The 19,774-nt window shown below is 34.4% G+C and carries 23 protein-coding genes; 8 read left to right on the forward strand and 15 right to left on the reverse strand.

Going from position 1 to position 19,774, the window contains the following annotated elements:
• The first annotated feature begins 20 nt into the window (after positions 1–20).
• Together FYC62_RS13845 and FYC62_RS13850 are read left to right on the forward strand one after the other, a co-directional pair.
• A complete protein-coding gene (locus FYC62_RS13845; RefSeq protein WP_039452375.1) occupies positions 21–680 on the forward strand; it encodes a phosphatidylserine decarboxylase family protein in 660 nt (219 codons plus the stop codon).
• A 37-nt stretch (positions 681–717) separates the two neighbouring features.
• Positions 718–1,119: a thiol-disulfide oxidoreductase DCC family protein gene (locus FYC62_RS13850; RefSeq protein WP_149075361.1), complete on the forward strand. Its 402-nt coding sequence runs from the start codon at positions 718–720 to the stop codon at positions 1,117–1,119.
• Here the strand turns inward: FYC62_RS13850 and FYC62_RS13855 are convergent.
• Positions 1,111–1,602, reverse strand: a complete 492-nt coding sequence (locus tag FYC62_RS13855) for an anti-sigma factor (RefSeq protein ID WP_149075362.1) — start codon at positions 1,600–1,602, stop codon at positions 1,111–1,113. The two genes, FYC62_RS13850 and FYC62_RS13855, sit on opposite strands and share 9 nt — an antisense overlap.
• Entirely contained in the window at positions 1,599–2,177 is a 579-nt protein-coding gene (locus FYC62_RS13860) for an RNA polymerase sigma factor (RefSeq protein WP_039452385.1), read from the reverse strand. Before FYC62_RS13860 ends, FYC62_RS13855 begins: the two co-directional genes overlap by 4 nt.
• 173 nt (positions 2,178–2,350) lie before the next feature.
• Here FYC62_RS13860 and FYC62_RS13865 point away from each other — a divergent pair, with 173 nt between their 5' ends.
• Positions 2,351–2,716, forward strand: a complete 366-nt coding sequence (locus FYC62_RS13865) for a DUF6249 domain-containing protein (RefSeq protein ID WP_149075363.1) — start codon at positions 2,351–2,353, stop codon at positions 2,714–2,716.
• 1 nt (position 2,717) lies between these two features.
• Here the strand turns inward: FYC62_RS13865 and FYC62_RS13870 are convergent, their stop codons facing one another.
• The 5 genes from FYC62_RS13870 to FYC62_RS13890 form a co-directional block, all read right to left on the reverse strand.
• Positions 2,718–3,146: a hotdog fold thioesterase gene (locus FYC62_RS13870; protein WP_149075364.1), complete on the reverse strand. Its 429-nt coding sequence runs from the start codon at positions 3,144–3,146 to the stop codon at positions 2,718–2,720.
• A complete protein-coding gene (locus FYC62_RS13875; RefSeq protein ID WP_149075365.1) occupies positions 3,143–3,655 on the reverse strand; it encodes a DinB family protein in 513 nt (170 codons plus the stop codon). Before FYC62_RS13875 ends, FYC62_RS13870 begins: the two co-directional genes overlap by 4 nt.
• Positions 3,639–4,835 (reverse strand): sensor histidine kinase, encoded by a 1,197-nt coding sequence (locus FYC62_RS13880; RefSeq protein ID WP_039452394.1) that lies wholly within the window; start codon positions 4,833–4,835, stop codon positions 3,639–3,641. Before FYC62_RS13880 ends, FYC62_RS13875 begins: the two co-directional genes overlap by 17 nt.
• 77 nt (positions 4,836–4,912) lie before the next feature.
• Positions 4,913–5,143, reverse strand: a complete 231-nt coding sequence (locus FYC62_RS13885; RefSeq protein WP_039452395.1) for a DUF6358 family protein — start codon at positions 5,141–5,143, stop codon at positions 4,913–4,915.
• A gap of 2 nt (positions 5,144–5,145) precedes the next feature.
• Positions 5,146–5,460, reverse strand: a complete 315-nt coding sequence (locus FYC62_RS13890; protein WP_149075366.1) for a rhodanese-like domain-containing protein — start codon at positions 5,458–5,460, stop codon at positions 5,146–5,148.
• 194 nt (positions 5,461–5,654) lie between these two features.
• Here FYC62_RS13890 and FYC62_RS13895 point away from each other — a divergent pair, with 194 nt between their 5' ends.
• Entirely contained in the window at positions 5,655–6,767 is a 1,113-nt protein-coding gene (locus tag FYC62_RS13895) for a DUF4407 domain-containing protein (protein WP_149075367.1), read from the forward strand.
• A gap of 129 nt (positions 6,768–6,896) precedes the next feature.
• On the opposite strand, the gene ffh is transcribed toward FYC62_RS13895, so the two are convergent.
• From ffh to ruvX, 7 genes are all read right to left on the reverse strand, one after another.
• Positions 6,897–8,243 (reverse strand): signal recognition particle protein, encoded by a 1,347-nt coding sequence (ffh, locus tag FYC62_RS13900; protein WP_149075368.1) that lies wholly within the window; start codon positions 8,241–8,243, stop codon positions 6,897–6,899.
• A 422-nt stretch (positions 8,244–8,665) separates the two neighbouring features.
• A complete protein-coding gene (locus FYC62_RS13905) occupies positions 8,666–9,670 on the reverse strand; it encodes a DUF3078 domain-containing protein (protein ID WP_149075369.1) in 1,005 nt (334 codons plus the stop codon).
• A gap of 67 nt (positions 9,671–9,737) precedes the next feature.
• Positions 9,738–10,058, reverse strand: coding sequence for a hypothetical protein (locus tag FYC62_RS13910; protein ID WP_039452406.1), 321 nt, complete (start codon positions 10,056–10,058; stop codon positions 9,738–9,740).
• 2 nt (positions 10,059–10,060) lie between these two features.
• Positions 10,061–10,783, reverse strand: a complete 723-nt coding sequence (locus tag FYC62_RS13915) for a hypothetical protein (protein ID WP_149075370.1) — start codon at positions 10,781–10,783, stop codon at positions 10,061–10,063.
• A gap of 43 nt (positions 10,784–10,826) precedes the next feature.
• On the reverse strand, positions 10,827–11,669 hold the full coding sequence (locus FYC62_RS13920; RefSeq protein WP_149075371.1) for a glucosaminidase domain-containing protein: 843 nt from the start codon (positions 11,667–11,669) through the stop codon (positions 10,827–10,829).
• Positions 11,670–11,672: 3 nt separating this feature from the next.
• Positions 11,673–12,308 (reverse strand): O-methyltransferase, encoded by a 636-nt coding sequence (locus tag FYC62_RS13925; protein WP_149075372.1) that lies wholly within the window; start codon positions 12,306–12,308, stop codon positions 11,673–11,675.
• Positions 12,309–12,367: 59 nt separating this feature from the next.
• Complete coding sequence (gene ruvX / locus FYC62_RS13930) at positions 12,368–12,787, reverse strand: Holliday junction resolvase RuvX (RefSeq protein WP_149075373.1); 420 nt, start codon at positions 12,785–12,787, stop codon at positions 12,368–12,370.
• A gap of 136 nt (positions 12,788–12,923) precedes the next feature.
• Here ruvX and FYC62_RS13935 point away from each other — a divergent pair, with 136 nt between their 5' ends.
• The 4 genes from FYC62_RS13935 to FYC62_RS13950 are packed head-to-tail and all read left to right on the forward strand — an operon-like array spanning position 12,924 to position 16,682.
• Positions 12,924–14,069, forward strand: a complete 1,146-nt coding sequence (locus FYC62_RS13935; protein WP_039452452.1) for a DNA polymerase III subunit — start codon at positions 12,924–12,926, stop codon at positions 14,067–14,069.
• 3 nt (positions 14,070–14,072) lie between these two features.
• A complete protein-coding gene (locus FYC62_RS13940; RefSeq protein ID WP_149075374.1) occupies positions 14,073–15,419 on the forward strand; it encodes a PSP1 domain-containing protein in 1,347 nt (448 codons plus the stop codon).
• Positions 15,416–15,883: a gliding motility lipoprotein GldH gene (locus FYC62_RS13945; RefSeq protein ID WP_149075375.1), complete on the forward strand. Its 468-nt coding sequence runs from the start codon at positions 15,416–15,418 to the stop codon at positions 15,881–15,883. Before FYC62_RS13940 ends, FYC62_RS13945 begins: the two co-directional genes overlap by 4 nt.
• 10 nt (positions 15,884–15,893) lie before the next feature.
• A complete protein-coding gene (locus FYC62_RS13950; RefSeq protein WP_149075376.1) occupies positions 15,894–16,682 on the forward strand; it encodes a DUF4350 domain-containing protein in 789 nt (262 codons plus the stop codon).
• A gap of 58 nt (positions 16,683–16,740) precedes the next feature.
• On the opposite strand, the gene FYC62_RS13955 is transcribed toward FYC62_RS13950, so the two are convergent.
• On the reverse strand, positions 16,741–19,635 hold the full coding sequence (locus FYC62_RS13955) for a DEAD/DEAH box helicase (protein ID WP_149075377.1): 2,895 nt from the start codon (positions 19,633–19,635) through the stop codon (positions 16,741–16,743).
• Positions 19,636–19,774 lie beyond the last annotated feature (139 nt).

Genomic DNA, 19,774 nt, shown 5'->3' on the forward strand with positions numbered 1-19,774 from the left:
TTTGATAAAAATTTAAAAAAATGACCATCCACAAAGAAGGATATACCTCTATTGCATTAACTGTACTATTTGTTTTTGTTACTAATGCCCTTATCAATTATTACCTACCACAAGTAACTTGGTTTGTTTGGCTATGGTACTTAGTATCGCTATTCTTATTCATTACCGTTTTACAGTTCTTTAGAAATCCGGTGGTGAGTTTAACTCTAGGAGAAAACCAAATTATTTGCCCGGCAGACGGTAAAGTTGTAGTGATAGAAGAAGCACAAGAGAACGAGTACTTTAAAGATAAAAGACTTCAGATATCTGTTTTTATGTCGCCCATTAATGTACATGTAAACAGAAACCCAATAAGCGGTATTGTAAAATTCTTTAAATACCACCCTGGAAAATATTTGGTTGCTTGGGATCCTAAATCTTCTACAGATAACGAACGCACTACGGTTGTTGTTGAAAACAGTAATGGCGTACCTGTGTTATTTAGACAAATAGCTGGTGCTTTGGCTCGTAGAATTGTTTGGTATGTAAAAGAGGGCGACCAAGTAGAGCAAGGCAAAGAGTTTGGTTTTATAAAATTTGGCTCTAGGGTTGATGTTTTTTTACCTGTAGGAACCCAAGTTAATGTAAACCTTGGAGATAAGGTTAAAGGCGGTGTTACCGTTTTAGCTACGCTTTCTTAAGAAAAATCTCTACAGGTTTTTTGTTTTAGATTTTGATATGACAGATAAACCTGTAATTTTTTTTGATGGTGTTTGCAACCTCTGTAATGGTTTTGTGCAGTTTATCATCAAGCATGATAAATATGCAAAATTTAGATTTGCTGCTTTACAGTCTGATTTTGCTAAACAAGAACTTTTAACAAAAGATATTTCTGTAAAAGAACTAAGCTCGGTAATATTGCTCACAGAAAAGGGTGTTTTTACCAAATCTACTGCTGCTTTAAAAATAGCATCGCAATTAAATGGCTTTTGGAAAGCTGCTTGTATCTTCATCATCATCCCTAAATTTATAAGAGATTTTGTTTACGATATTATTGCTAAAAACCGTTATAAATGGTTTGGAAAGGATGACCATTGTATGGTTCCTACACCGGAGTTAAAAGATAGGTTTTTAGCTTAATTTGGATTTTTTTCTGAGAAGATAATCGGCAGTTAAAAGCATCATGATGATATCAAAAAACAAGAAAGCTTGGATAGCCGTTCTAGAAAAGCCTTCGCCAATTTTAAAAGCATCATAGTTCAAACTAAAATCAAAATAACCGCTTGAGGCAGACCAATTGGTTTGAGCGATAGCTACAGCCATAATAAAGCCCAGTATCAATATAAAAGATGCCGCTATACCGTAAATTATTCTTTTATCAACTTGTGCTTTTAGTGATAGTGGTTGCGCTTGTAGTCTTATTTTATCCATCACCTGAAAGGTAAAACCCATAGAAGGCTCTTCCAAATCTGTTAGTTTAAGATTTTCATCAAAACTTAAAATTTCTTGATAAAGATTTTGAAAAGCAATATCTTCTTGTAGCAATCGCTCTATTTCTAAAGCCTCTTCCTGGCTACATAAACCATCTATATAATTCCAAATTTTTTCTTCTGCACTTTTCATATTAAGTCCTCCGCTTCGCTTTTTAAAAGTTGTTCTAGCTTAATTTTAAGTCGGCCTCTAGCCCTGTGTAACTTAACCTTGGCTGTGTTAGCTTCTATACCCATTATCTGAGCTATCTCTTCTAAAGATTGCTCGCCTTTATAAAATAAGGTAATGATACTGGTATCATCTGGCAACAAACTTTCTATAGCTAAATTTAAATAATAATCTCTTGATTTCCGCTCGGTATTTAAATCTGGTGTTGCCTCATGACTATCCAAAACGTTTTGATGGTTTTCATCATCAATAGAAAGAACATCAACCTGCTTTTTTCTTAAATAAGTCATGGCGGTAGTATAAACTATACTATAAAGCCAAGTTGTAAACTTCCCTTTTCTTTCGTAACCAGCTAAATACTTAAACGCTTTCACAAAGCAATCTTGAGCTACTTCCTCAGCATCTTCTCTTCCCTTGGTAAATCTTAACGCCAAGGTAAAAACATAGCGTTGGTAGCGTTTAACCAAAAGCGCATAGGCTTGTTGGTCTCCGGCTAATACCGCGTCTATAATAGCTATGTCTGTTAGTTCTTGTTGCATGTGTTGATGCTAAGACAAGCCTTGTAAGCTTTAGGTTACAGGTAAATTAAAATATCTTTGAAAAATAAGCATCATAAAAATTTTAATTTGGTGTAACCTCTTTAAAAACGATGTAGTCTTAGCTTCCAAACAATAAGATTTAACAAAATTATTAAAACATTAAATACAAGATTATGAACAATGCAGACATCTTAATTCCGCTTACCATATTTATAGGAAGCTTTGCGGTAATTTTTGGTTGGAGATACTTAACCAATAAAGAAAGAATGGCTTTGATAGAAAGAGGGTTAAACCCGATACCAGAAAAGCCAGAATCAAAATCTAACTATTATTTAAAGCTAGCTTTATTGTTAATGGGTGCTGGTTTAGGTTTATTCTTAGCTTTTGTTTTAGATAGAACTGTTTTTGTTAACAACGTTAACGAGTGGGGAAATACTGAAAATGAGGCTGTTTACTTCTCTTTAATTACACTTTTTGGTGGTTTGGGTTTGTTTATTTCTTATATGATAGATAAAGAAGAGAAGCAACAAAAATTATAAGCTATTTAACAGCAGCAGGAACTACAGCTACTGTTAACCTGCTGATGCAGCTCATTTTGCCTCTTTCATCGTAAATTTTTATATCCCAAATATGTGTTTTTGCGCCAATATGTATTGGCGTACAAACACCTTTTACATAACCCGATTTAACAGGACGTAAATGGTTGGCATTTACTTCTAAACCCACACCCATTTTCTCATCGGGATTTAAAACCAGGTTGCTAGCTACGCTTCCTAATGTTTCTGCAAGCACTACAGAAGCGCCTCCATGTAAAATACCTACCGGTTGGCGGGTACGTTCATCAACCGGCATGGTAGCTTCTAAAAAGTTATCGCCAATATGGGTAAAACTAATCCCTAGCAAAGCCCCAATATGATTTTTTGGCCTGCTGTTTAATTCTTCTGGAGTATAACTTTTAAACCAAATCATTTCAAATACTTTTCTTTTAATACCCTAAAATGATGCTCTATATGGCCTGCCATAATAAATAATAAAGCACCAACACTTACTTCTCTTTCGCTTGCTACACCTTTTTTCTTATAATCTTCTTCTGTTAATGATTTAAAAAAATAGAGGTTAGCCTGTCTCATGATTAATAACTCATCAACCAAATCATTAAAAGAACGTTTGCTTACATCTATATTTTGCATGTAAAAATCCTGATCAAAACCTGGCAGAGGTGTAAAATCATTTCTTGAGAAACGCATGGCCCGGTAAGCCATCACCCTTTCTGTATCTATTAAATGGGCAACAACTTCTTTAATGGTCCATTTACCATCAGCGTAAGCGTAATCATGTTTTTCTGCAGGTATTTCTGCCAAAAAATCATCAACCTCATTTAATTGGTTTTTTAACTTTCTAAGGATGTTTTGGCCAGATACCAATTTGATGTATCCTTCGTAATATGGAGCGTATTCGTTACTAAATGGTTGGTACATAATTTATGCTGCTTTTAAGTATAATTCTAAATGTGGTGCCCTTACCCAGTTCAGACTCTTTTACAAAAACCTGCCCGCCGTGGTAGTTTTCTATCATTCTTTTAGTTAATGATAAGCCCAAACCCCAGCCTCTCTTTCTGGTAGTAAAGCCTGGTTGAAAAACGGTGTCAAATTTAGAGCGTGGGATACCTTTACCTGTATCTGTGATGTCTATAATAATTTGTTCTTTAACAATATTTTCTTGGATATTGATGCTGATGATACCTTTCCCATCAATAGCGTTTACTGCATTTTTAAGGATGTTTTCAATCACCCAATCAAACAAAGGGACGTTAATAAGGGCTTCTAGCTGCTCGTCTCCGTTAACCTCAAAAGTAATTTTATCTGATACCCTAACCCTAAAATAATCAACAAAATCTTTAACAACATCATAAACAGAATGACTGCTTAAGATAGGCTTAGAACCGATTTTAGAAAATCTATCGGCCACAACCTCTAGTCTTCTAACATCATTTTCCATTTCTAGTATCAAAGAATCATCGGCTTTAAACCTTTCTTTTAAAAGCTCTACCCATGCCATTAAAGAGGATATGGGTGTGCCCAGTTGATGCGCTGTTTCTTTAGCTAAACCAACCCAAACTTGGTTTTGTTCTGATTTTCTTGCCGAATTAAAAGCAAAGTATGCCAGCATCAGAAAAACAGCTATTAAACTGAGTTGGATGTAAGGGAAAACCTTAAGTTGATTGAGCAAATCGCTATCCTTATAGTAAATAAGATTCTTTTTTCCATAAAACTCTACCGGGATGGGATTGTGCTGGTTTTTCATTTCCCGTAGCTCTTTTAAAAAATACTTTGGGTCGTATTTTTTATTGCTTTCAATTTCAAAATATGTTTTAGCCGTGTCTAAACCTTGGTAGGTAATGATAGAGTCTTTTTCACTGGTAACAATTGCGGGTACAGGTAAGCTATCCCTTATGGTGAAAAGGAAATTCATCATCTCATCGTTATCTGTTTCAAACATTCGCTTAAGACTTTGCGCCCAAAGCTCGGCCCGGGTACGTTCTGATTTTGCAATGTTTTGCACCAAAAAATCAGTATACCAAAGTGATGAAACAGCAATAACTATTGCGAAAAAAAGTAGGAGATATTTCCAGCGACGTTTTCTTTCGTAAGGATTCATATTTATACCAAATTACAAAAACGCCTTAAAATTGGTTCTCTTATTTATCAAAAAGATTTGTTATGGAAAAAAGCGCCTCAAGAGCGCTTTTTAGGATTTTTATTTTTAAGCTTTTCTTCTGCCTTAAGTTTCATTTCTTCTCGTACCTGCTTCATCAACTTAATTTTATAATATAAGCTTAAGCCAAATGCCGCTAATAAAAGTAAGGGTAAGAAATAATTACCAGCCTTAAAAGCCATTACAGCTCCTATGGCAGAGCATATAATGATTAAGTTTAAAATAACGTTAAATAATACCTTTTTAAACATGATTAATATACTTTCATGCCAGGTTCAATTTCTGCAGCCCAAGCTAAAATACCGCCTTTTAAATTATAAAGGTTGGCATAACCTAGGTTTTGCAATTGGTTTAAAGCAGCAGCACTTCTGGCGCCACTACGGCATTGAATAACTACAGGAATATCTTTTGATATTTTATCGGCCTCTAATAAAACGCTAGCTAGCGGAATATTTTCTCCCTCTATATTAGACATTTCATATTCAAAAGGCTCACGAACATCAATTAATTGAAATTCCTTGCCTTCATCTCTCCATTTTTTTAGCTCTGCTACTGTTATCTCGTTCATAATAAAATACTTTATGCTTATCAAAAATAGTAAAAATAGCAGGTTTTAAAACTTAATAATTAAAGTTTACCTTTTATCAACTATATGCTGTAACATGCTTATACCTAAACATGTCTTATAAGCGTTTATAGCTTGTTTATTTTGAGCATAAATTTTGCTGTAATAGAAAAACATTTTTTATTGATCATGATAAGATGAAAAAAATAACCGATTTCTTTTGGTTTTGCTCTGGCGCACACATAGAAACACTTAAAAAATATCCTACAGAACATAATAAATATGTTGGTATCGGTGCAACCATATTCTTTACTGCCTTATTTGCTTCTTTATCTGGCGGTTACGCTATGTATTTTGTTTTTTCTGGGAGTAGTGCCGCTGTTTTATTTGCGATGTTATTTGGTGTTATTTGGGGCTTAGCCATTTTTAATATGGACCGCTACATTGTTGCTAGTATTAAGAAAACAGGTGGCTCTAACCAACAAATTTATCAAGCTTTACCTAGGATATTATTAGCCATCATGATTGGTATAGTGATATCAAGACCTTTAGAGCTGAAAATTTTTGATAAAGAAATTAGGCAAAAGCTTAAAACCAGCTATTTAAACGGACAGCGTTCTAAAATTGATACTTTAAACAGAGCCTTCTCGGATAAATATAGTATTGAGCTTGCGAAGTTTGAGGAATTAAAATCAGAGAAAGATTCTTTAGAGAAAGATATCAACCGCTCCAGATATATTTTAAATCAAGAAGTTTTTGGCGATAAAACCAACCAAACCAGTGGTGTAACGGGCTTTGGCACTTATGCCAAGCAAAAAGAAGCTATTATAAACCAAAAAGAAGCCCGCTTAATACAAGTAAGAAATGATATACAGCGTATAGACGATATCATTAACCGGCGTAAAGAAATGGAGGGCTTAAATAGCACTTTACTTTTTAACGAAAAACAACTGGATAGTTTAGCTAATGTTGCTGGCTTTGCCGATAGGAATTATGCGCTTGGGCAGCTTTCTTTTAACCCTGATGGTAGCAGAGATGTAGATACTTATTTGGCAATATCTTTTATATCTTTCCTGTTTGTGCTTTTAGAATGTTTACCAGTTTTTGTGAAATTGATGTCTGATAAAGGCCCTTATGATGTTGCCCTACAAAACATAGAAAGCGTAGCTATTCACAACAGCGAAAAGGAAAAAGACCACAAAATTGTAGTTACCGATAATACCTTGGACACTTTAAACAATGCCGAAATAGACAAAAAGAAAATCTTGATAGAACGAAGGGTGAAAAAGGATTTAGAAGATTTTAGCTAAAAGAAAAAGGAGAACCGCTTATAGGGTGCCCCCAAAAAGTTAGACACTTTCTCTTCTTGAAAAAGATTAAACAAAAAAGAGAGACCATTTTAAAAACAGTCTCTCTTCATTTATAACATCAGCAGATAATTACCTACCCATACCACCAGGCATATTCTTCATCATTTTCTGCATTTTAGACATGGCCGATGGGTCTGAGAATTGCTTCATCACTTTACGCATATCCTCAAACTGCTTAATTAATTTATTTACTTCTGTAATATCGTTGCCAGAACCTTTAGCAATTCTTATTCTTCTGCTTTGGTTAATAGTATCCGGATTTTCACGCTCGTAAGGTGTCATAGAAGTAATGATAGATTCTATACCTTTAAAGGCATTATCATCTATATCAACATTCTTCATCATTTTACCAACGCCGGGTATCATGCCCATCAAATCTTTAATGTTACCCATTTTTTTGATTTGCTGTATTTGACCTAAAAAATCATTAAAATCAAATTTATTTTTCCTGATTTTCTTTTGAAGCGCTGCTGCTTCTTTCTCGTCAAACTGTTGTTGTGCTCTTTCTACTAAAGATACCACATCACCCATTCCTAAGATACGAGACGCCATCCTCTCTGGATAGAAAACATCTAGCGCATCCATTTTCTCGCCTGTACCTACAAATTTAATAGGTTTGTTTACTACAGATTTGATAGAAAGGGCTGCTCCACCACGAGTGTCACCATCTAATTTGGTTAAAACAACTCCGGTAAAATCTAAACGATCATTAAATACCTTAGCCGTGTTTACCGCATCTTGCCCGGTCATGGCATCCACTACAAATAGTATTTCTTGTGGGTTGGTTGCTCTTTTAACTTCAGCAATTTCATCCATCAAGGCATCATCTAAAGTTAAACGACCAGCAGTATCTATGATGATAACGTTATTGCCGTTTTTCTTACCATGTGCAATACCTTCTAAGGCAATAGCAACTGGGTCTTTAGATTCACGATTGGTATAAACCTCGGCATTTACTTGCCCAGCTAAAACCTCTAATTGGTCTATAGCGGCTGGTCTGTAAACATCACCGGCAACCAATAATGGTTTTTTATTTTTTTGAGTTTTAAGGAAATTTGCAAGCTTTCCGGTAAAAGTAGTTTTACCAGCACCGTTCAGTCCGGCAATTAAAATTATGGTTGGATTAGCTTTTAAATCAAGCTCTGTAACCTGACCGCCCATAAGGTTAGTCAGCTCATCATTCATGATTTTGGTTAGTAACTGGCCAGGTGAAATAGCTGTTAAAACGTTTTGCCCTAAAGCTTTTTGCTTAACCTCGTCAGTAAATGATTTTGCAGTTTTATAGTTAACATCGGCATCTAAAAGAGCTTTTCTTATCTCTTTCATGGTTTCTGCCACGTTAATTTCGGTAATGCTTCCTTGTCCTTTTAAGACTTTAAAAGCGCCTTCAAGCTTCTCCTGTAGATTGTCAAACATTTGCTAACCTTTTTTATTTTTTGGATTACAAAGTTATCATTTTGAGGATAAAAAGCACTTTCATTTTATATCTTTTATAATACTTTGCTTTGAAAAAATTTTTTTAAAAATTACTGTAACAAAGCCAGCCTAAGTTTCGTCTTATAATTAGTAAAATAAACCGTTCTGTAAATCGTTATGACAATTATAAACTTGATATAAATAAATGTTAAAGTTTGTTAAAAAGATTGTAAAGAAGTTTTTACAAATGGCTTTTTTTAGTACTTTTACCTTAAATTCAAGGTGTTAAAGAGATATTCTAATATCATGATATAAACCTGATTTACAGGTTAAAAGATCTTTATTTCGTTCCTGCAATTTAGAAATAGAGTTAGTTAGTTAGTGTTATGCAGAATTAATGCCCCGGAACGTGGGGCATTTTTTTATGGTGTAAATTTATATACTAAACCCAATGCTAAAGACTGGCTAGATTGTATCTGACCACTAAAATCATCATCATACAAAGCTGTACCAGCAACGGTAACATTAACTAAACGATTAACCTTTGCAGTTAAGGTCACATCCAGCCTTTGGTCTATATTATTTAAACGCTCGTAATTGGCAAATAATAAGTACCTCGATTTTAAATTGATATTGGTAGCTATATCCTTATCGAAATTTACAACCGCCTGAAAAGCAAGCTCATTTCTAAAGTTTTTGCCAATAGGAACACCAAAATTTCTTGGATTATTTCTATACAAAGTAGTATCTAACATAAAAGTTTGACGGGCAGTACCTGTGCCTAAACGTACACTGAAAAATTTCTCTGGCTTATACTCAAAACCAAAAGACTCTGTTAAATAACCGGGCGACATAAATCTGGAGATAGGGCGTCTGGTTTCTTCTCCGGTTGCTTTATCTTTAGAATAGGTATATCCAAGGTCAAACTGAGATTCAAAACTTATAGAACCAAAGAAATTCCAGTTTTCTGATAATCTAAACGCTGCTTTATTATCCCAAAAAATACGGTCGTTGGTTTTACGCTCCATTTGGTCTTTATTTTTGAGCTTACCATATTGTAAAATAACTTCAGAAATAAAGTTTTTACCATCTTTATTATACTCAGCTTTATAATTTAACAAAGTACTTAAAGAAATAGAGTTTACCCCACCACTACTCCAATTATCACTAAAAGCAGCTTGGTTTAAATTAAGACCAAAAGAGCCTGTTGTTTTCCAATAATTAACCTTTCTTTTAATTAGATAAAAAGGTAAATCTTGTTTTTTGATGTAAAAGAAAGGCAATCTGCTGGTTAATATATTTTTTTTGGGATATATAGGAGATATTTTAATGGTATCTGTTTCAAAATCAAGTAATTGTGCTTTGGTTTTTGTGCTTAATGAAATAATAGCTAGTAAGGAAATGATGCCAATTTTGATAAACTTCATACCACAAAGAACGTAATTTTGATATTTATATTAAGTTTTTATTGTTTTTTCTGATAGAAATTGGCTTTTAAGAGTACAAAAAAGCTAGGAATTTCCGCTTTTTGATATAGTCTAAATGCATATCGTACTTGTAAGCTTCTTGCTCAAAAATAATTTGTAAATAGGCTTTATGATGTTGCCTGTAATACAGCAAATTAACAAGGTAATTGATAATGTAAAACAAGTAAAAAGGTAAAATAAGCAGTTCTATCTGTTGTTTAAAATGGATTAATTCATGATTGATAAGTTGCTGATTACTTAAGTTATGTTTTGCTTTAACCAGAATGAAAGGGTATAAAGCCATAGCATTTACATGAAGCCAAGGGCAATGTATAGTTTTATGCCACATTCTTATTCTATTTTGATAGGTTCTAGGTAAGATAAGTCTTCTAGGTAAGGATATTTTAGAAAGCGGATATAAGCTATTTTGATGTAAGAAATCAAATCATATTCTGATGCTCCTAAAACAAAAAAGTAAGAAGGTCTGTAATTAAGCATAAAAACCTCTAATTTTCCTCCTCTTAAACCTGTTGTTTTAGTAACTAGGGCTTTTGTGAAACGTTCATCAATAAAATTATTGACATAATCTCGTTCCATAATTTCCTGTAATTTTCTAGCGTTTTTACCCTCTCTGGAGAAAGCACTCCATAAAGCATCAACACTTAAGCCTACGCCGCCATTATTGCCAAAGGCTAATAAATCTTTATTGTTTCCAATTCTATTGAGGGTACTAAACTGTTTTCGCAATTCCTCATAGCGTTTTCTTGCACTTAAAACCGAGTCTTGTACCAAAACTTCTGCTAGGGGAATGGCTAATCTTTTAAGGTTAAAAATAAGCGTTGGCCGTGATGGGTTGAATATTAAAGTGTCTGGTTTATAGCCAAATAACGATGCTGTTATTTTATCGCCGGTGGATACACTCAACTTAAACTCGCCTTTAGTAGTGTTAAAAATAGAAGTGCCAGTTGTTCTGTTGCTAATTTTTACTCGGGTAAGTCTAAATTTAGTATCGCTATCAAACACAATACCTTCTGCTTCAATAGATTGTGCTAAAGAGCCTTTTACAAATAGCATAAAGCTAAAAATGAAGAAAAAACTTACTCTTAGTCTCAATGTTTTATTTCTTTATGATAAGGCTTTGGCCAATTTTAATATTATTATCACTTAAATTGTTAAGTAACATTAAATCATCAACCGTAAGGCCAAAACGTTTAGAAACATTGTATAGTGTATCTCCCGTTTGCACTACATATTTATTGCCTTCTATTAAAACCGGGGCATTGGTAGTTCTTTCTTTTTGAGTTTCTTTAGGTATATTTTTATTGATATCTGCCAAAACACGGTCTTCTCTTTTAATCTTTTCGTATCGTCCTTCCCAGCTATCGTATTGGGTAAGGTTATAGCGCTCTATAATACCAATTAAAAGTTGCGGATATTTTGGATTGGTAGCATAACCTGCTTGTTTTAATCCGTAAGCCCAGCCTTCGTAATCATTTTTATCTAACTCAAATAAAGGTGCATAACGTTTACGTTTTAAAAATTCAGAATGGTCTTTAAAACTTTCTTCGGGGTTGTGGTAAACCCTAAAGCAATCGTCTTTTTTATCATCATCCTTATAATAACCTTTACCTTTCCAATCGCTGGTACATTTAATACCAAAATGGTTATTGGCATATTTAGCTAAATCGCTATTTCCTGTTCCAGATTCTAAGATAGCTTGTGCTAAGGTAATACTAGCTGGTATACCATACTTATTCATAGATGTAATGGCAATATTTTTAAATCTTTCTATGTAAGAAGCGGCGTTATAGCTTGTATAATTACCACTTGTTTTCTTATCAGCAGTTTTTTCTATTTGCTTATTTTGTTTGTGGTAGCTTTGTGTTTTAGGAGAGCAAGCCTGAAAAATCGTTATACAACAAACAACTAGTAGAGCAGCATAAAGGTTAAGTCTTTTCATTTTCTATTTCTTTCTGATGATGAATAAGCCATCTCTAACAGGTAAAATAAGTTTTTCAACGCGTTGGTCTTTAGCTATTTCATCATTAAAATTAATAATATTGCTGGTATCTTTATCTTCTTTTTGCGCTACTACTTTACCACTCCATAAAACATTATCAACAATAATTAACCCACCAGGTTTTACTTGGTTAAAAACCAAGTGATAATAATTAAGGTTGTTTTTCTTATCAGCATCAATAAATACCATGTCAAAAGTTTCTTTAAGCGTAGGTACTATCTCCATAGCATTACCAATGCGATAATCAATTTTATCCGCGTAAGCAGATTGAGCAAAATAACCTCTTACTCTATCTTCCAACTCTTCGTTAATATCAAGTGTAATAATTTTACCATCTTCTACCAGTCCTTCAGCAAAGCATAACGTAGCATAACCTGTAAAAGTGCCAATCTCTAGTATATTTTTGGGACATACGAGTTTAGTTAACAAGCTAATTACCCTGCCTTGGTAATGGCCAGACACCATTCTGGGCATTAAAACTTTAAGATTGGTTTCCCGGTCTATATGTTTTAAAAGCTCTGGTTCTGGTTCGCAATACTGTTTTAGGTAAAGCTTTAAGCTTTCGTTAAGAAGTTCCATGGGGGCTAATTTAAGTATTTATGATGGCTTCTATTTCTTCCTAATTTAGAAGCGTTTCATTAAAAAAGCGATTGCTGCTCCATATAAGATTGCAAAATAATGGTAGCAGAAATGGTATCAACCAAAGCTTTGTTATGTTTAGCTTTTTTACTCATACCACTTTGGGCAATTACAGCAGAGGCCATTTTAGAGGTAAAGCGCTCATCTACCATGACTACCTTAATATCAGGAAAATTCTTTTTCAACAAATTTACAAAAGCATGAACCAATGGTGCAGATTGCGATGCACTACCATCCATTTGTTTGGGTTGGCCAACAATAAAAGCCTCTACCTGCTCTGTTTGTAAATAGGTTTTTAAAAAGCTGATGATATCTTTAGGATGTATGGTAGTTAAGCCATTAGCAATCATTTGCATGGGGTCTGTAACGGCTATTCCTAAACGTTTACTTCCATAATCAAAAGCCATTAATCTTGCCATTTTTTGGTATTTAGTATTGAGATATGCGTATAGCGTACCAAATTTAAAGCAAATGTAATCTCTTTTAGTCTAAAGTAAACAGTGATTTCGCAATACGATGTACGCAAATCTCAATACTTATTTTTATTTTGCAGCAATGCAGTTTAAAGATATTGTAGGACAAGAAACAGTTAAGGCTCATCTAATTAAAACAGTTAAAGATGGTCGTATAAGTCATGCTCAATTATTTTTAGGCCCAGAGGGCTCTGGTAGTTTGGCTTTAGCGCTTGCTTATGCACAATATATTTGTTGCGAGCAGCCTTTAGAAAACGATTCTTGTGGCGAATGTTCATCATGTAGAAAGTACCAAAAGCTGGTTCACCCAGATTTACATTTTTCTTATCCTTTTTTTGCAAAGCATAAAGAAGATACTGCACTTACTTTTGTGGAAGAGTGGCGAGCTAGCTTTTTGCAAAATCCTTATTTAGGTTTAGATGAATGGCGCAATCATTTAAGTGCCGATAATAAACAAGCAAACATAAATATTGCCGAGTGCCACAGCATCATCCAAAAGCTAAGTTTAAAACCTTTTGAGGCCGAGTATAAGGTTTTGATTATGTGGTTACCCGAGTATCTGGAGAAAGAAGGTAACGCTTTACTCAAAATTATTGAAGAGCCTGCACAAAAAACTTTGTTTTTATTGGTAGCTCAAAATCAAGAGCAAATTTTAAATACCATCATATCAAGAACGCAAATTGTTAAGATACCAAAGCAAAGTAATGAAGACGTTTGTAAATTTTTGGTAGAAAAACATCATTTAAGCGAAGAAAAAGCCATGCAGCTTGCCTACCTAAGCAATGGAAACTTACAAGCAGCGTTAACTTTCATGACACATGAGGAGAATGATTATCATGATTTACTGAGCAATTGGTTAAGAGCATGCTATGGCAACCAAGGCTTAAGATTGGTTGCTTTTGTTGATGATGATTTTTCTAAGATGGGCCGAGAGAATCAGAAGAATTTGCTGCGTTATGGCATTAATTTAATGCGAGAGTGCATGCTATTTTTGGCAGAAACACCAGGTTTAATACATTTATCTGCAAAAGAATTAGAATTTATTAGTAATTTTTCGAAAATTTTAAACCTGGCAAAAGCAGAAGCTATTGCAAACGAGTTAGAAAAAGCTCATTATCATATAGAAAGAAATGCAAATCCGAAGATATTATTTTTAGATGTATCTTTGAATTTGGTTAAAATATTAAAGTTTAATACGCTCCCTGCGGGGACTCAACATATATTATAAATTATGGGATGTGGAAGTTGCTCTTCAGGCGGAGGATGTACGCCTGGTGGCTGCAAAAGTAATGGCTCTTGTTTAACAGACGGGGGTTGCAGCAAATTAGATGTTTACGATTGGCTTTCCGATATGGATATGCCATCTTCATATAAACCTTTTAACTACGTAGAAGTAAGATTTAAAGGTTCCAGAAAAGATTTTTATCGTAATGAGGAAAATATTTATCTGGAGGCGGGCGAGCTGATAGCGGTTGAAACCACTACCGGAGGCTATGATATTGGCCATGTTACCCTTACCGGAGAATTGGTAAGAATACAAATGAACCGTAAAAGGGTTACCGAGGAAAAAGCACCTTTAAAAATCTTAAGAAAAGCTACACCACAGGATGTAGATAAATGGAAAAGCGCAAAAGAGCGTGAGTATGAAACCATGCACAAAGCAAGAACTATTGCTTTAGAATTGGGCTTGGCCATGAAACTTTCTGATGTAGAATATCAAGGAGATAAATCAAAAGCTACTTTCTTTTACACTGCCGATGGTAGGGTAGATTTTAGAGAACTCATTAAAAAACTAGCAGAGTCTTTTAGGGTAAGGATAGAAATGCGGCAGATTGGTATGCGCCAAGAAGCCAGCAGATTAGGTGGTATTGGCTCATGCGGAAGAGAGCTTTGCTGCTCTACCTGGTTAACAGATTTTAAAACTGTTTCTACAGCTGCTGCTCGTTACCAAAACTTATCTTTAAATACCTTAAAACTGGCTGGGCAATGTGGTAAATTAAAATGTTGCCTTAACTACGAGCTAGATTCTTACATGGATGCTTTAAAGCATATCCCCGATAATGTAGAAAAATTACGTACCGAAAAAGGCGAAGCCCGTTTGCAAAAGACCGATATCTTTAAGAAACTGATGTGGTTTAGCTATTATGGTGAAGATAATACGTGGATTCCTTTAGAAATAGATAGGGTTAAGGAAATTCAGGAAATGAATAAAAAGGGTTTAAAACCCGATGACTTAAAAGACCATGCTGCTGTTTTAGAAGAATTGGTTAAAACCGAGAAATCTTTTGATTATGAAAACGTTGTTGGGCAAGATAGCTTAACCAGGTTAGACGAAAAATCTAGAAATAGAAAGAAGAATAATCGTAATAAATCAAAAAACAGAAACCAAAACGGTGGTCCTGATGCTAGAAATAACAATCAGCAAAATACGCCAGTAGCGCCACAGCAAGCTAAACCGCAACAGGCACAACCTAAGCCACAAGAGCCAGGAGCTGTTGGAGAAAATAAACCTAAAAAGAATAAGTTTAAAAAGAGGAGAAATCCTAACCAAGATAAAAAGCCAGACCAACAAGGATGAGAAATAGTTTAAAAGGCCTTATCATACTTTTAGCATTGTTTATGCAAGCTTGCACAGACAATGCTATTATAGATACTTTTGAAGCTACCAAAAACGGAAATTGGTCTTACGATAAACCTTTAAGAGCACAAGTTGATATTCAGGATACTAATATGCCGTATCATATTTATATTAATTTTAGGCATACCGATGATTATAAATACACCAATGTATGGGTTAGGGTAAGTTTTACAGATCCGGATAACAAAAAAACCGTTCAAAGAGAAGAATTTCAACTAGCTAAACCAGATGGCGAGTGGCTAGGCAAAGGCTCTGGTAACTTATATACCTACCAGCTTATTTTTAAAGAAAATTATCGTTTCCCTAAAAAGGGGAAATACAGTTTTGTTATAGAGCAAAACATGAGAGACAACCCATTAAAAGCCGTTTCTGATATTGGCTTAAGAATAGAACCTGCACATTAAAAAATCCATCATGAATAAAATCATTTTAGCCTGCTTATTTGCTTTTTTAGCGATTAACGTTACAGCCCAAGACAAGAAAACTGTTACTTTAGATTATTTCTATAATAATGAATATCAAACTAAAGAGGGTAAAACCAATCGTTTTCATTATACCTGGGAAGATAAAGCGATGACAGGTTACTCTAAATGGGGAGAAATGTTTAAGCAACAAGGTGCTGCTCTTAAGAGTTTAACTGTTGCGCCAACTACAGCAAATTTAGCTGGTACTGATGTTTATATCATTACAGACCCTGATACTAAAAAGGAAACAGCAAAACCTAATTTTGTTGAGAAAGAGGCTATAAAAGCGATAAAAAAATGGGTTAAAACTGGTGGTACTTTGGTTTTATTAGCCAATGATTCTATCAACTGCGAGCTTCCGCATTTTAATAAACTAGCCAATACTTTTGGTATCCATTTTAATGATAAAATAAGAAACGCGGTTGAGAAAGATTTATCTGTAGGTTTAATTGTGCCAGAAGCAGGAAATGAAATTTTTAAAACAGCTAAGAATTTATTCCTTAAGGGGATATCAACCATCAGCGTAAGCAAAAACGCAAAAGCTTTAATTACTGATAAAGGCGACGTAATTATAGCAACTGCCAAATATGGAAAAGGTAAAGTATTTGCCGCTGGCGACCCTTGGATTTATAATGAATATATAGATAACGATATCCTGAATACTTATAAAGGAAACACCATCGTTTTTGAAAATAATAAAGCTGCACAAGAGTTAACAACTTGGTTGTTGTTAGACTAAAATTAGCCTATATGGATTTGTAAAGCAGAGGTTTTTTATGAGAGCCTCTGCTTTTTTATTATCCTACAATTTCTTTAATATCTTCTTCTGATAAAGATTTAATGAAGCTTTCTTCTGTAGTAATTAAAGATTGGGCTACGGTAAGTTTTCGGTTTTGTAATGCTACAATTTTCTCTTCTACCGTATTTCTGGTGATAAATTTATAGATGAAAACATTCTTAGTTTGCCCAATACGGTGTGTACGGTCTATGGCTTGTTGCTCTACAGCAGGGTTCCACCAAGGGTCTAGAATAAAAACATAATCAGCCTCTGTTAAGTTTAAACCAACGCCACCAGCTTTTATAGAAATTAAGAATATTTGGATGTCTTGGTCTTGCTTAAATTCTTCTACAACTTTTCCACGGTTTGCGGTAGAACCATCTAAATAAGAGTATTTCACCTTTTTATCATCAAAATATTGCTTGTAAAGTTCTAACTGTTTTACAAATTGCGAGAATACCAATACTTTATGGCCAGCTTCAACAACACTGTTTAGTTTATGAACAACGTCTTTAAACTTGCTTGATTCTCCTTCATATTCAGCATCTACCAAAGCCGGGTGATTAGCAATTTGCCTTAGTTTGGTAAGACCTTGTAAAATTTGAATAGGCGATTTAGAGAAAGTACCATCTTCTAAAGATTTCATCAACTCGTTACGGTATTCTGATTTCGTTTTCTCATAAAAATCGGCCTGTTCTACGGTCATTTCGCTATAAAACAAACTTTCTGTTTTTGGCGGGAGCTCTGTAGCTACTTGCTCTTTGGTACGGCGCATCACAAAAGGTTTTATCAAAACCTGAAGCTTTTGTGCTTTTTCCTCGTCTTTCTTTTTCTCTATAGGCTGCACAAATTCTTGCTGGAAAAACGTTTGGGAGCCCAGTAAACCTGGGTTGATGAAAGACATCTGCGTCCATAAATCGTTAACCGTATTTTCTACCGGCGTACCAGAAAGAATAAGTTTATATTTTGATTTGAGTTGCTTAACCGCTTTAAAAGATTTTGATGATGGGTTTTTGATGTTCTGGCTTTCATCTAAAATAATATAGTTGAAATACATCTCTTTAATAACATCAACATCTAAACGGCTGATACCGTAAGTGGTAATTACCAAATCGTACTGACTAAAAATACTAATATCTTTCTCTCTATTAGTACCCGTATGTGTACAAATTTTAAGTTGTGGTGTAAAGCGTTTTGCTTCGTTAATCCAGTTATAAATTAAAGAAGTGGGCATAATCAATAAAGAAGTGGTATGTATGCCCAAGGCTTGTTGCTCTTCTTTAGCTTTTTGTAATAAGGCCAAAGTTTGTACAGTTTTACCCAAGCCCATATCATCAGCCAAGCAGCCGCCAAAATTATATTTCTGAAGAAAATGGAACCAGTTGTAGCCAGCTTTTTGGTAAGGTCTTAAAGTCCCATTAAAATTTACAGGCTCGGTAACTTCTTCAATAAACTCAAAATCTGCTAGGCGTTGCAGTTTTCTATCCATGGTAACGCTAGCCAAATCGCTATTAGCAAAATCATGAACCAAACCTACATGTAGTTTCTTAAGTCTTAAACTTTCTGTACCATCTGTAAAAGAAAGCAAATTTCCGTATTGCGAAAACCATTTTTCTGGGATGATAGCAATCTCGCCATTAGGCAAAATAAACTCTCTTTTTTTATTGAGGATATGATTTCTAAGCTGAATAAAAGGGATTTTATAAATACCAAATTGCACAATAGCGTTAATATCAAACCAATCATTCTTTTCCTGAATTTCTAAATCGATTTTACTGTTACCAATCACATATTTTTTGGCGCTACTATCTTGTTCAAACTCAAAACCCTTCGCTATAAGGTCTTCATGATGCTCGCTTATCCAATCAAAAACAGAAAAAGATAAATCAGTTTCATCATGCTGATGCGCTACTTGCAAATGCACAAAAAGGTTGCTATTGGTTTTAAGGCCTAAAGCTAAAAGCTCGTCTAACTTATTTTTCTCCCATGATAAGGAGCGTTTAATACGATGAAAGATATAATCATCATCAATTTTCTCCATCCTTACGGTTACTTGCCTATCGCTGCCGGCGGCAAAAACATAATCGGCATATTTAAAATAAAGCTGTATTTCTGATACACCTTCTGGCACATAAACCACTTTAAGAATAGGCTTAGCGTCGTATTTTTCTGTATTGATGGTGAAGCCTTCTGCGTAAACGTGGTATTTTTCTATCAGTGGGGCAACAAATTTCTCGAAATAAGTAGTTTCTGATGATTTTGGTATAGAGATATATCTTTTATTAAGAAAAGGCTGTAGTTTTTTTCCTTCCAAACCTTGGTCAAAATGATAAAGCATATTATCTAACAACAACAAAGCGGGTTGGTTGGTAATAACCTGCGCATCTTTAAACATAAAATCAATCCTTAAACCCTGATACTTGATGGTTGGGAAATAGCGGGTTTCAATCTCATTACGTCTAAAATGAAAAAGGATGGTTGCAGCTTCTTCTGCCAAGTGCAATTGCTTCTCCACAGGCCAACCTTCTTTACCCATTAAGTAAATTTCCTTATCACGGATAAGTGTCAAAGCCTCGGTAAGTTTCTTTTCTATCTTTGGGCGTACGGTATCACTAAACTTATCATCCCAATTCTTGGTAAAAAACTCTAAGGGCCTAATGGTTTTTTTGTAATACTTTTTGATGATGTTGTTTTGCTCAATCTCCTCTAGTAATTTAATCAGCTTGATATCGGTAGCATCAATAATAGGAGAAAATTCTTTGGCTGTATTAGAAAAAATACGTTGGTAAGTGAGAGAAAAGCCACCGTTTTGATTTAATTGCACCACATGAGGCTCTATTAAAAAACCTAAAAAATCATGTTTGGCTAATGAATAAACCAGTTTACAGGGTTTATCGCTTTCTACTCTTAACATCTTGGAACCGGATAAAAATTTTAAGAAGGTAGCACTAGAAAAAATTCTAAATTATAAAGAGATTTTGGCATTAAGAAATAAATAATTTTTTATGCTAAATTGCTGTACTATTACAAAAAATAGCTTAAACCAATTAAAC

It is taken from the genome of Pedobacter aquae (assembly GCF_008195825.1).
GTDB lineage: Bacteria > Bacteroidota > Bacteroidia > Sphingobacteriales > Sphingobacteriaceae > Pseudopedobacter > Pseudopedobacter aquae.